The 15,560-nt window shown below is 41.0% G+C and carries 2 protein-coding genes; both read left to right on the top strand.

The window, feature by feature from the left end; genetic code table 11:
• The first annotated feature begins 1 nt into the window (after position 1).
• Positions 2 to 3,283, top strand: a complete 3,282-nt coding sequence (locus tag NXS00_RS22980; protein ID WP_258101632.1) for an FG-GAP-like repeat-containing protein — start codon at positions 2 to 4, stop codon at positions 3,281 to 3,283.
• A gap of 339 nt (positions 3,284 to 3,622) precedes the next feature.
• A partial coding sequence (locus tag NXS00_RS22975; RefSeq protein WP_258101631.1) for a lectin-like domain-containing protein occupies positions 3,623 to 15,560 on the top strand: 11,938 nt, incomplete at its 3' end.

Below are 15,560 nucleotides of genomic sequence, written 5' to 3'. Positions count from 1 at the left end.
GATGAGAAATTTAATTGTACTATTAATTTTAGGATTCACAGCGCATTACACACTCGCACAAAAACCGATTGTGAATGGATTTGACAAGTCCTCTGCTACTGTAGGTGAAACGATCGTAATTAGTGGGGCTAACTTCCCAACCACTGCCACGAATCTTCAAGTAAATTTTGGTTCTGGAAAAGCAACAATTGTTTCTACTTCAGCAACAGAAATCAGAGCAACAGTTCCTGCAACTTCTACTTATGGCCCAGTAGTGGTTACAAACCTTTCCAATGGTCTGAGAGGTACATCTAGTCAATTTTTCACCATGAGTTTTGGTGGTTCTACATTTGATTTAACTGCATTAGATACTCGAATAGACATCAATACCGGACAACAGGAATCCTACGATATATGTAATTGTGATTTTAATGACGATGGGTTGTTAGATGTAGCAATAGCTAATAATAATTCCACCAATGTTAGTGTTTATCAAAATGTATCTACGATTAATACTACGTCCTTTGTGCAGGTAACGGGAATCAATAATATTGATAATAATTTGAAGCCAATTAATACAGTAGCTACAGAATGTAGTGACTTGAATGGAGACGGCCTTCCTGATTTAGTTTTCACATCGGTAGAAAATGTGAATAAGCAAATCTTCATTTACCAAAACACAAGCTCCGGAGGAACAATCTCCTTTTCTCCCCTACCTACATTCACACTTCCTGTAACAGAAACAGGAACCAGAACACCTAGAACATTCAAAATAGCAGACATGGATCTGGATGGTAAACCTGAGTTGATCATAAGTGATACTAAAGACGGTGAAAATGAAATTTTTATTTACCAAAACACTAGTACAGGAGCTATTAGTTTTAACAGAACTTCACCAATTTCACTAACCGTGACCGGAGCGTCAAAAACAGGCGCTATTGACGTAGCTGATTTAGATGGAGATCAATTACCAGACATTGTAACAGCTCCATATGTTGTATCTAGTTCGCGTATTTACGCTATTAAGAACCAAAGTACTGTAGGGAACATCAATTTTGCTGAACCAGTTGCATTGTCACCAGTATCTTCCTGGAGGAACGTCTTAGCTGCAGATGTTAACAATGATAATCTTCCAGATATAATTGCCACAAACTCGAACTCAGTGGTTATCGCATTGAACAGAGGATCATTAGGAAATTTCAATTTCCCTTCTTCTGCTGTCATTACCACTTCTATTGCTAGTCCTTTTGGTTTAGCAGCTGGTGATTTAGATGGGAATGGCCTTGCTGACATTGCTGTAACTTCCACTACCAATTCACTTAATATTTTGGAAAACTTAGGTGGAGATACTCCTTCATTCGAACTTAAATCGATTAGCACTGATTTCAACACAAGAAATGTAGAGATTGCTGATTATAACAACGATGCAAAACCTGACTTAGGATTCACACACAGAAGCGAGTTTTCTGCTTTCGGGTTCCTTTCAATCATAACTAATAGAAATTGTATCAGTCCAACGATATCTCCAACAGACATCACTTTCTGTACGGGTTCTCCATTCACATTGGAAGCAACCAATTCAATAAATGCCACTTACAATTGGAGCTTTACAGGTGATGTAACACTGCAAAACCAATCTGGAAATGAGGCAACTTTCATTGTAAACTCTGGAAATTCAGCAACTATCACAGTTGGAATAGCTACCAATGACGGCAGCTGCTCTACCAGCAAGTCAGAAGCCTACACCTTAACTGGAGGAACTCCACCTTCTGCTCCGGCCATAACTAATTCAAACACAGGAATTATCTGTGGAGGATCTGATTTCACTTTATCTGGACCAGATAGCTCTGAAGAGTATCTGTGGACGTATCCTGACGGAACTACTGCAACTTCCCAAGAGATAACAATTTCTAATGCTTCTGTTAACAATGCTGGAGCATATACACTTCGAGTGAAATCAGCAGGAGGATGTTTCAGCAATGCTGCCACTACGAATATTTCTGTTGATCAACCCCCAGTTATTTCCATTATCAATACTGGATCTGATGTAATCTGTGAAACTTCAACTACAACGCTACAAGTTCCTGATTACGCTGGATATAGCTATCAATGGAAACAAGGAACCACAAATATTGGTACTGACTTGAACTCCATTTCAGTAAGTGAAACAGGTGATTACACCGTTGATATCATATCTGAAACAACTGGCTGTTCCTATACCGCCTCAGCTACATCTATCACAAGTTATGTACTACCAACTGCGTCATTTAGCAGTGTAGATGAATCTTGCACCAACTTCTCTGTCAGTTTTGATGCATCAGCTAGTACTGGACAAACCGGAGTGGAACTTGAGTATAACTGGGAGTTTGGAGATGGGGGTTCGGAAACAGGCAATAGTACTTCTCATACCTACAGCACCGCTGGAACTTACACTGTTTCATTAACTGTGGGATATTCAGATTTGACTACATGTACCAGTGTGACCACTAAAGACATTATCATTTCAGATCCACCTTCAGCTGCGGATATCATTGCAGATATCAGTCCAAATCCTGCTTCTACTCAAAAATGCCCTGAAGATGGTTTAACGCTAACACTACCTAATTCATACCAAACGGTGAACTGGACATTCAATACTGAGGACATTACAGCTAATAGTGCTGATGTAACTACTCTGGACAATCAAGATGAAGTCACCGTTACGATAGACGTCATTACTGACATAGGTTGTACTGTTTCTGGAACAACTGTCACCGTTTCAAATTTTGACAATTCAGGATTTGTTTTTTCGTCCCCTGAGGGCACGGTAGTTAATGACACGCTAGAGTTAGCTGATAACACGTCAAGTATTCTTGTGAACGTTGATAATGGATCAGACTTCACCTGGTCACCAGAAGATCTTTTAAGCAGCACTACAGGATCTTCAGTGACGGTATTTCCACGTAACAGGTTCTCCACAATAGTTGTATCGGGAACCGATGAAGCCGGCTGCTCCATCACATCCGACTTAACCATCATAGCTCCGGGAGTCATCGCCCGCAAATCTTTTTCTCCAAACGGAGATAACATCTATGATTGTTGGGAAATCTTGAATTCCTCAGATATACAAGGTTGTACTATTTACATCTATGATGAAAAAGGAAGCATTGTTTTTAAAGGGGACTCCCCCTTCACCGAAAATTGCGTTTGGAACGGTAATTTAGATAACGGAAGCGTGGCAGCTCCTGCCGGTATCTACTACTTTGTTTTCAAATGTGACGATTCATCCTATAATACTTCAGGCACTATTGTTTTAGCTCGTTAATCGTTAAACCTGATAGGCACCCAGTGACTAAACAAAAAGGATGATTCAGTCAATATAGCACCAGCCAGCATTTTTTTTTAAATATTTTTAAAGGTCCGTTTTAAAGAAAATAATAGACAAGAACAGTTTATTCGTCGAAAATCCAACATTAGATTTATTATAATTCAAAGGTCGGATTTGATTTATTTAAGATTTACATATTGAAATAGTTATATTTTTTAATGATATAATTATGAAAATATGTTTTTATTAACTTTGCTTCGTCGATTAAATGTTTTGGTTTTCTACCTGTTTATGTAGATTGCCAACAGGGTTACTTGTACCGTCTAAATGGTATGTATGGATAGATTTATCACCTCAACAGATATGAAAAGTTACCGGGTTAGGATTTTAACATCAACTATTTTTTCACTTTGTCTTGCGCTATCATCATTTGGCCAAGTGGAAAACTCCAGGACCGACATGGTGTGCAACGAAACACCAACGGCCAATCCATCTTATAACATGTTACTCCAATGGAGCTCCAGTAATCAAACTGCTGATAGCTATGGATCTCCTATGATCGGTGATATGGACGGGAATGGAATACCAGATGTCGTTACAGTAAACTGGCTACAAAGAAAGGTCTACATTTTAAATGGTTCTACAGGAGCTACTCTTACCACCATTGATGTTCCTTTTGATCCATTCTACCAACCCGTAATAGGTGATGTTATGGGGAATGAATGTGCTTGGGTATTTGTAACAGAGTTTGATAGATCTGATTTAGCAAATAGCTTTAAAATTAATGCATATGACTGTACAGGTACTTTACAATGGTCACAAGACGCTAGCAAAACCTATGGACCCGGAATACCTGGTTTAGCTGATTTTGATCAGGATGGAGTTCCTGAATTATACTATAGAAACGAAATAAGAAATGCGCGAACTGGTGCCCTTATCGTGCAAGGTACGGGTGGAAGTTTCGATTGGTATTACGAAGTAGCTTTCGGGACACTAGCTGTCGATATATTACCAGATGCTTTCTGTGCGGATTGTAGTGGTTTAGAGCTGGTAACAGGCAGTAAAGTCTATGCAGTAAATACCTCCTCAGGAGTTCTAACATTACAAAAAGACTTAAACACCATCCTTAACGGGCTAGGTGAATCTGATTATTCATTTAGGTATTACAGAACTACCGTGTCTGCGGGAGACTATAACCTGGATGGTTCTGTCGATGTTATTTTATCCGGAGCAATCGAAAATGCTGGTGGAAATCCACAAACCACTGTGTTCATGTGGGATGTCACTAATGATGCTGTGAATTACTACCAGGACCCTGGCAACAACTGGGACAGAGGTGTCGGCAGAATAAGTATCGGAGATATTGACAATGACGGACAGATGAATGCCGTCTTCGTGTCAGGAGCGCAACTCTATGCGCTCGATGAAAATATGGATTTTCAATGGTCAGTTGGTGTACAAGAGAGTACTTCAGGGTTCACAGGGTGTACCCTTTTTGACTTTAATGGCGACGGATCCAGTGAAGTAATTGTACGTGACGAGACATCAATGTTCGTTGTTTCTACTCCTTCTGGATCTCCAAATTCACCTACCATTTCCACACAAAAACAAGCTTGTGTTTCTAGAACATCTGAAGAATACCCTGTTGTTGCTGATGTGGATGGCGATGGCCTTACTGAAATCTGTGTTACCTGTACATTTAGCAATTCTACAAGCATCAGTGGAAGCAACTGGACGAATACCCAATACTCCCATGTAAGAGTCTATGAAGCTGATGGTGATATATGGCAACCATCCAGACCGGTTTGGAACCAGCATGGATATTACAATGTAAATGTTAATGATGACCTTAGCATCCCTGCTACACAAATTAGTCAAACTGCTACTTTTAGCTCTGGCTCAACACCATATAACAATTTCTTGAGTCAATCTCCTGTGATTGACGCGACAGGTGTGCCAAATTACGAACAGCCTGATCTGAATCTTGTGAACATTACAAATGCCACAGTTACAGACTGTCCGGGCACATCTCTGGATGTAACATTCACATTATCTAACACTGGTGACATTAATATTTCCGGTGATTTACCAATTACATTCTATGATGGTGATCCTACAGTTGATGGATCAACACAGTTAAATACACAAATTTATGAACTAACAAATTTAGCAGTTGGAGCATCTCAGTCTGTTACTTTGGAAGTTTTAGGATCAGGAGGGGCTTTTGATTTATACGTTTCATTAAATGATTTTGGATCCACTCCACCGGTTGTCGTTGGAGATCGAGCAGGTGTCCTCGAATGTAATTTTACCAACAATATTAGTTCAATACCTGTCACTTACAATCCTTTCAGCCTTACGGTGAATAAAGTTAGTGACAATGAGAAGTGTGATCCTTCGAAACCTAATAATGGACAAGCTGAAGCATATTTTGACGGAACCGTTTTTGGAGGAATTGAAAATATTTGGATTGAAGATTTTGCTTCACAATCGGTAGGTGCTACAAGCGATGCCTCTGGAACCACTGAATGGAGTTCTACGAATACATTAGGCTTCACTCCTGACTTTTATGGCGTTGGAACCACTTTTGGTGACCAAGCATTCATTGGTGACAATACCGGAGCAAGCTTAGAAGCTGGGCCAGTTGATTGGATTTCTGAAAGCATAGACATCAGTAACCACACGAACATCGCCATTTCTGTCGATTTACTATCAACTGATAACTGTGATGGTCTGGATTCTGACCTAAGAGATAGAATTCGTTTTTGGTACAGCCTTGACGGTGGAAGTGATGTGTTGTTATCCGATGGAGATCAATACGGCGACTTTAGTTTTGTTCAGGCTACAGCATCTGGTCTTAACGGATCCACTTTAGTATTAAAAGCCAAAATTCTTACCAACAACAACGATGAGGTAATGGGCTTTGATAACGTAAGAGTAACAGGAACAGCTCCTGATGTAACCAAGACATTTACAGATGCTGATGGATATGAATTCTATTGGTACAATCAGAATGACTTCTCTACCGTCTTAAACAGTGGAAGTACCTTCTCAACTATGGATGCGGGAACGTATACTGTGGTTGGCTTTTATCCTCCATCCAATTGTTATTCTGACACTTTAGAGATTACGATTGACTCGGCAACTCCGACCTTCGATGTTTGGGTATATGAAATATCTGAGGTGCAGAGTTGTGCATCTCCTGATGGAGAAATCGGAGCATTTGCTTACACTACAGTAGATGGAAGCGGAAACCCTGCGGATAGCTTATTCGAAGAAGATGGTTACAGCTTTACCTGGAACTTTGCTTCAGATCCAGGCGGAATTGTAATTGGTACTGGTGACACATTATTAAACCTTGAAGGTGGTGATTATTATGTTACCATTTACGACAACCTCACCGGTTGTGAATCTGCGAACTCTGGTACTGTGACTTCAGATGCAATTACTCCAGACATAAATGATATCAACACAAATGTTACTCACATCACCACTTGTGGTGGCACTGGATCTGTTTCTGCAGATTTCGGTGGAACAACAACAGGCTATTCCTTTATGTGGTATGAAGGAGCGAGTATCAAACCAACTCCTGACTATACTACCGCTACGGTAACAGGTCTTGATGTTGGGGATTATACTGTTCGAGTTCGTGACAATTCAACCAACTGTATTTCATCACCGGTGGTTGTTACTGTAGAAGATAATTCAGGCCAACCAAACCCAACTGTCCAGTCATTGACGGCCAACACCTCATGTTCCAATGCCAATGGTATAGCTGTAGTAGATGGAGATGGAAACGGAAGCGTTTCAGGATATACTATTGAATGGTGGGCTGGTTCAGGAGTTGTTTCAAACAACAAATTACCAGGTGCAATTAATGGTGTAACCATCTCTTCTGATGGATCAACTGCAAGTAACTTACCTGGAGGAACCTATACAGTAAGAGCTAAGCAAGGCGGTTGTACTAAATTAATCACCTTCGATTTAGAAGATGATTATCAAGAACCAGCTTTCAACTTTATTGTACCAGTAGAAGCAGGCGATGCAGCTGACATAGAAGATAAAGGATTTATCGGGATCCCTCAGACAATTGCTGGCTGGCATGAGTTCACTGTATCCTACTGGGTAGAGTTGTCTAATGAAAACTATGCTGATGACCACAGAATCTTCTCAAGTGGTGGTCTTGGAGAATCTCAGGTATTACTCTGGTCTGATAACCACGATGGTTTGGCCTTTGTATTGAAAACTGAAAATGATGGAAGTAGAGGTAGAATCAACACTGCCTATAAGCCAACAGGCTGGACTCAGGTAACCGGAACATGGTCTGAAGGAGATGTTAACGGTGATGGAATCCCAGGAGATATGGCTATTTATGCCAATGGTGTATTGCTTGGAACTACTCAATATGTTGGTACTGGAGATGGAATCATCAATCCTGGTACAACGATGTATTTAGGCCGTGATGGAAATCTAGGATCTAAGAAATTCGAAGGAAAAATTGATGAATTCCGTATTTACAATAGAGCCCTTAGTTCTTCAGAAGTAATAGCCACCATGTGTTCAGAATTAACTGGAAACGAAGATGATCTGGTTATCTACTACGACTTTAACAACATGCCTAATAGCCCAGCATTAGATGGGGATGTGGTTCAAGATGTTAGCAACGATGCGCTAGTAGTTAATGGATTTGTTGACTTACCTCCAGGAGGTGCTGCAGGTGAAGTCTATGTGGGTGAATCTGGAATCACTTGTCCTATTACAGACATGGTGAATAACACAAGTTGTGATCCAAACAATCCAAATGGAGAAATTAACCTAATTGGTAAAGTGGATCCAATCTCAGAAACTTATGAGTACTATTTGTATTTAGGTTATTCAACAGATAGTCTAATTGCTCAAAATACTACAGGTATATTTTCAAGTCTACCAGAAGGATTCTATACTGTAATTGCGAAGCAAGATGGTACTGATTGTTTTACCAGCCCCGCATCACTTAGCCTGGCGTACATACCAGATAATCCGAATATTACGACTTCCATTACAGAAAGTACTGGATGTTCTGGCGTTGGTAATGGTACAATCGCAGTTACGAGTTCTAGTAACGGTGCTGAGCCTGCAACAGGTTATACCTACAGAATTTATGATGGTCATAATTCAACCACTCAAATAGGAAGTGATGTGACTGTGAATGACGGTAGTGTTGGACATACTTTTACAGGATTAGATGCTGGAAATTATAGAATTGAAGTATACAACAATGAGTTAACATGTCTTGCCATCGAAGACGTCAATGTAGGTCAGAATACAGTGGCTCCAGTGATTTCAAGTATTCTTAAAGTTAACAACACCAATTGTGTTGGAGGTGATGGCTTCATTCAAGTAACAATGCCTAGCGACACCAGCAATTACACTTATGCATGGTATAGAGGAAGTGTTGCCCATCCTGACAGTTTAATAGCATCAGAAACATCGTTTGAGTTAACCGGTCTATCTGCAACCAGTCCATCAGTTGATGGTCAATACACGGTAGTTGTTACCTTGGACTCTACAGGATGTCCATCAGCGCCAGCAACACGCACTATCGTTGATGATCCTGAATATCATGATGTGGTTATTCGTGAAGTTGCTCCTCAGAATGGCTGTGGCGCATCTGGTGCAAACGGTATAGCTGATGCAGCAGTCTTAATTAATTCAGACACAACCGTAACAGACTTTACCTTTGAATGGTCTACAAGTTCTACTGACTTCACGACCTCCCCTATTGCTTCATCAACTAATACCAGTGGAAATCAAAATGAAACCGATCCTGTACTTGCTGGTGGAACGACGTATTATGTCCGTATAACAGACGACATTACCGGGTGTAGTGTGATTGAGTCAATCACCATTGGTACGGACCCGATTCTTCCATCTCTTGCAACTAACACAATAACTCCGAACACTTCATGTGACATCACAGGCTCTGCCGGCCCTACAGGAGCTGTTCTAGTTGATGTCACTTTTGATGGGAATTCAGTTGCTGACCCTGTTGCTGAAGGCTACACTTTCACATGGTATGAAGGTGGAGATACTAGTGGTCAAGACATTACAAACGATGGCACTTCCAATGGAACAACACCTTCAGGAGAAGACACAGATCACATTTCGAGCATCACTAATGGCCAGTATACTGTAGTGGTTCAAGCACCTAACGGGTGTTCTTCAAATCCTCTAACAGTAACAGTGCCATATTCTCCTGTATTACCGGTACTTAATCTTATTGGGCTAGAAGACAATCATGTTTGTGATGAAGCATTAGCTGGTGCATATGATGGTGAAATTAGGGTGGCGCCTACTGTAGGTGCTGCCAATGACTACACTTATGAATGGTTCATTGGAACAGGTGTAAGTGGCACACAATTATCAAGTAATACAGTTACAAGTAGCACAGAAGCAACTGCTTTTGAGTTGGAAGGAGACCTTAACTATACGGTTCGGGTAACAAGTATTGCTAATGGGTGTTCAAACACTTACACGTACTTTGTTGACAATATTCCTGCAAACCCAATTATTGTTAGAGCTGATTCTGAAGTCAATGACAATACTACTTGTAGTTCAGACTATAATGGATCTGTTGTTGCGGCAATTGACTTGAATGGTGCTGTATTGAATGGTAGAGCAAATGACGAAATTTGGCAAGCATTCTCCTCATGTAATACGGAAGTTTTGAATGATGCTACTGAAGTAGGTACCAATGGTTTCCAATTAACAACTGAAACAAATAACCAATTCGGAAGAATCTGGCTTGGTGACTCCATCGATTTAACTCAACCAGTACGACTTGACTTCAGAATATTATTAGGAAGCAAAGATGCCGATGGTGCTGATGGTATCGCTTTCACCATGCATAGAGACCCAAGAGGCTACACAGCAAGAGGACAAGTTGGACAGGACTTAGGTGTTGGAAATTTCCAAAACAGGTCCGGTGCTGAAAAATTTGACAATATTGAACCAGCCGTTTCTATAGAGTTTGATACTTACGATAACGGTAGTATCGATCCTAGTTATGATCACACTAACCTATTCTTTGATGGTGCTGTAAATGAAACTGAGTTGGGAATGGCTATGACTTCCTTACCTCAAATTCATGCTTCAAAAACAAATGTAGAAGATGGGGACACCTTGGATGTCTCAATCATTATTCTCCCAGGTGCTACTCAAACAATAGAATTATGGGTAGAAGGAAGTAACCGATTTACATACACAGGAGATATTGTCAATAATGTCTTTGGGGGTGAAACTATGGTTATTGCTGGTTTCACATCCTCTACTGGAGGTTCCAATAATAACCAAGCAGTTTTCTTACAACCAAACTTTGGAGAATACAATTTTAGCTGGGTGGATGAAAGCAATAACCCTGTTGGTGGCAATGATCCATTCATCTGTAACGTTGGACCTGGAGATTACACATTGACTGTAACTCACAGTGTAACTGGTTGTGTATCTGACACAGAAACTTTCACTGTCGGAAATGATGTCTCTGCTGTAGATCCTGAAATAACAATTGATGTGCAACCATCAGCATGTAGTGGTGGTTCAGGTGATGGCGAATTAACTGCGACCGTTGTTAGTGCCGATGGTGGCTCTTATGAGTTCAAATGGTATTCTGGAACTGTAGGTAGTGGTACTTTGCTAGAAACTGATACATCTTTAAATAGTGGAAATGATCAAATAACAGGACTTTTACCTGGTTTATACACTGTTTTAGTGACTGACCTATTAAATCCAAATGATGGATGTTCGAGTACATCTCAAATCAACTTACTTGAAACTAAACCTGATGTAGTTGTTTCAGGTACAGAAAATGACATTACGAATTGTACTACTCCTAATGGATATTTTGAAGTAACCAATATTACTGAAGATGCTTCACCCGTGAGTTTAGCTAATTACGAGTATGACCTCTATGACGATGGTGGAAACTTCATTACAACAGAGACAACAACCACTTTAGATGGTGTAAGTGGATTGGATTTTGGCAACTACAGTTTCATTCCAAGAAATACTAGTACTGGATGTGAGTTCGATAGTCATCCTTTCTCTATTGGAAATAACTTTGACTATCCAACTGCAACGTTCGATGGTACGAACTCTACTGAAAATACTGTTTGTGATCCAAGTCTGATTTCTGGAACATATGATGGTGAGCTAATCGTAAATGTTGGTGCTGGAAATGCTAGTGATTATACCTTCACTTGGTATGAAGGAGCTTCTACGGACGCTTCTGATGAACTAACCAATGATGGAACATCTGCTATATCAGGAACAGCTATCTCGACAAGTGGAACACAAATCATCTTATCAAACATACCTGGAGGAACTTACACACTTGTTTTAGTAAGTAACACCAGTACATGTGAGGTTGAGCTTCAATTCGATCTGGGTAATGTTGACAATACCACATATACCAATTATACTCCTGAAGCTACCACCGGACCTAACTCGGATTGTGGTGGAGGAACACCAAATGGATCGATTACTCTTGATGTATCGGGAGCTCCATTAAATACTGTATCGAGCTTAACACTTAGAGTTTATTCAGGAACAACCATTTCAGGTTCTCCTCTTGCAACTGATGATACTGCTCCATATACGGTAACAGGTTTAGGTACTGGAGATTACATGATTGAAGTTTTGGATAATAACACAGGATGTTTGACACAGGATCTTCAAATTTACGTAGACAATGTACCTGATGAGCCAAGTGCTTCAGTTTCCCCTACCCCTAACAATAGCTGTAACATCGGAAATGGTAGTGCAATAGCTGATGGTGATGGAGCTGGAACCTTTACTGGATATACATTTACCTGGTATTATGGTGATAACACAGACGCAGCAAACGAGTTGCCTGGTACTGCTTTGTCTTCAGCTAGATATTTGAATGATAACCTACACGAATTGGGAGGTTTAACACCTGGTGATTATACAGTAGTTGTTACTGAAACGGCATCTGGGTGTTCTGCCGAGGTTGACTTTACAATCACTGATGACTCAGAAAATCCGCTATTGATTGAAGAAGGTGATATTGATATTACTCCTCAAACCTCGTGTGACCCAGTTAACCCAGGTGGAGAAATTGATGTTTCTAATGCTCTAAGAAATCCACAATCTTATAATTTCCGAAACGTTAATGGAAGTTTCGAACAGCAGGATTTGACTAACAACCCAAATACAGGAGCCGGAGGATTATTTTATGCTGGGCCTCAAAATGACCCTGTACAAGCGTATTACAACGAAAACCTCATCCCGGGTTGGGTTACAGATGATCACATTGATGTCATCGAACTATATCAGAATGGGTATTCAGCAGATGGCTATACTTTCTCAGCTTACGAAGGGGAACAATGGGCCGAACTGAATGCTGACGATTTCTCAGCTCTTTATTTTGATATGGAGACCCAACCAGGCACAACCATGACCTGGAGATTTGCGCACCGTGCGAGAAGAAGTGCTGGAAGCAATCAAGATTGTATGGTATTGAAAATAGGTAGTACAGACATAACGGATATTGCTCTACTACCTGTCATAGAAAATTTCTGTTCGGCACAGTTTAACGATGCAGGAAACATGCCTGCTAATGGATCTGGCACACAAGACGGATGGGTCATCTATGAAGGCTCCTATGTAGTTCCTGCTGATCAGTTCTTTACACGTTTTGCTTACGAGGCAGTTAGTTCTTCAACTGGTAGCCCGGTGGTAGGAAACTTCATAGATGGTGTAGAGTTCTTTATGGATCCATACACATTCACGGGTTACTTATCATCAGACCTTGGTACTCCTATTGAATCTAATGGTGAAGGTATCTTTGATAGTCTGGCTGCTGGAGAGTATACCTTCTACATTGAAGACAACTTTACAGGGTGTAGTTCTGAAGAAATTACAGTTGTTGTACCAGACAATACAGATGGTCCTGACGTTATTGTAGATGCAACGAATACCAACAACAATACCATTTGTGACCCATCTCTAACATCACCTGCTTCAGAATACAACGGTCAAATCACTGTGGCTACCAATGATGGATCTGATGTTTCCGATTACACTTATGAATGGTATGTGGGGACAAGTACAACGGCAGGTAATGAGCTTACCACCATCTACGGATCCGCAGTTATAAATGCTGTTGGAAATGTCGCTTCTAGTTTACCACCGGACATCTATTCCGTGGTTGTTACAGGCTCTGACCAATGTAAAACCACATTAGAAAGAGAAATCATTAGTGATACCAACGATAACTTCACCAACTTCGATTTGGATGGTGATCTCGATGTGACTGATGATACTAGCTGTAACGCTGACAATGGTACTTTAATCGTTACGGCAGCTGGATTCACTGCACTTACAGGTGCCGGTGGTTCTGATGACTACAATATCAAGTACTATGTGGGTACTTCAGTACTGGAAACTGCTACAGACTCTTTAGATATATCAAGCCCTGGTCCGGTTACCTTCGCTACTGGATTAGCTTCTGATGATTACACTGTAGTGATTGTTGATAATACCTCAGGTTGTGCGACTCAACCTTATACCCTATTCATCGATGAAGTTCCAGCTAAACCTGACTTCACTCCGGCTGCATTGGGTGCGGGAACATCTAACAACTCAGTCTGTGATGCTGATCTGGCTGGTGGACAATACAACGGGCAAATCACTGTTAACTTAGTCGGTGCCGGTGCAATCTCTGATTACTCCTACGCTTGGTTTGATGGTAGTTCGACTTCTGATCCTGCTACTTCTTACACTGCTAACGACAATGTGCTCTCTGAAATCCCTGGAGGATCTTACACAGTACAAATCACCAATACCGCTGGTAATGGCTGTGATACGACAATAACTGTTTCTATCATCGATCAAGTGAACACTGCTTTCACAACATTTGACCTTGCTGGTGATCTCGATGTGACTGATGATACTAGCTGTAACGCTGACAATGGTACTTTAATCGTTACGGCAGCTGGATTCACTGCACTTACAGGTGCCGGTGGTTCTGATGACTACAATATCAAGTACTATGTGGGTACTTCTGTGTTGGAAACTGCTACAGACTCTTTAGATATATCAAGCCCTGGTCCGGTTACCTTCGCTACTGGATTAGCTTCTGATGATTACACTGTAGTGATTGTTGATAATACCTCAGGTTGTGCGACTCAACCTTATACCCTATTCATCGATGAAGTTCCAGCTAAACCTGACTTCACTCCGGCTGCATTGGGTGCGGGAACATCTAACAACTCAGTCTGTGATGCTGATCTGGCTGGTGGACAATATAACGGGCAAATCACTGTTAACTTAGTCGGTGCCGGTGCAATCTCTGATTACTCCTACGCTTGGTTTGATGGTAGTTCGACTTCTGATCCTGCTACTTCTTACACTGCTAACGACAATGTGCTCTCTGAAATCCCTGGAGGATCTTACACAGTACAAATCACCAATACCGCTGGTAATGGCTGTGATACGACAATAACTGTTTCTATCATCGATCAAGTGAACACTGCTTTCACAACATTTGACCTTGCTGGTGATCTCGATGTGACTGATGATACTAGCTGTAATACTGACAATGGTACTTTGATCGTTACGGCAGCTGGATTCACAGCACTTACAGGTGCCGGTGGTTCTGATGACTACAATATCAAGTACTATGTGGGTACTTCTGTGTTGGAAACTGCTACAGACTCTTTAGATATATCAAGCCCTGGTCCGGTTACCTTCGCTACTGGATTAGCTTCTGATGATTACACAGTGGTAATTGTTGATAATACGTCAGGTTGTGCTACTCAACCTTATACCCTATTCATCGATGAAGTTCCAGCTAAACCTGACTTCACTCCGGCTGCATTGGGTGCGGGAACATCTAACAACTCAGTCTGTGATGCTGATCTGGCTGGTGGACAATACAACGGGCAAATCACTGTTAACTTAGTCGGTGCCGGTGCAATCTCTGATTACTCCTACGCTTGGTTTGATGGTAGTTCGACTTCTGATCCTGCTACTTCTTACACTGCCAACGACAATGTGCTCTCTGAAATCCCTGGAGGATCTTACACAGTACAAATCACCAATACCGCTGGTAATGGCTGTGATACGACTATAACTGTTTCTATCATAGATCAAGTGAACACTGCTTTCACAACATTTGACCTTGCTGGTGATCTCGATGTGACTGATGATACTAGCTGTAATACTGACAATGGTACTTTGATCGTTACGGCAGCTGGATTCACAGCACTTACAG

It is taken from the genome of Marinoscillum pacificum, assembly GCF_024714495.1.
In the GTDB taxonomy this organism is placed as follows: Bacteria; Bacteroidota; Bacteroidia; order Cytophagales; family Cyclobacteriaceae; genus Marinoscillum; species Marinoscillum pacificum.
This window is presented reverse-complemented; position numbering and strand designations above follow the sequence as displayed.

Excerpts from the sequence above, each read along its gene's own strand:
- NXS00_RS22980 (WP_258101632.1), top strand. The coding sequence starts at position 2 with ATGAGAAATTTAATTGTACTATTAATTTTAGGATTCACAGCGCATTAC.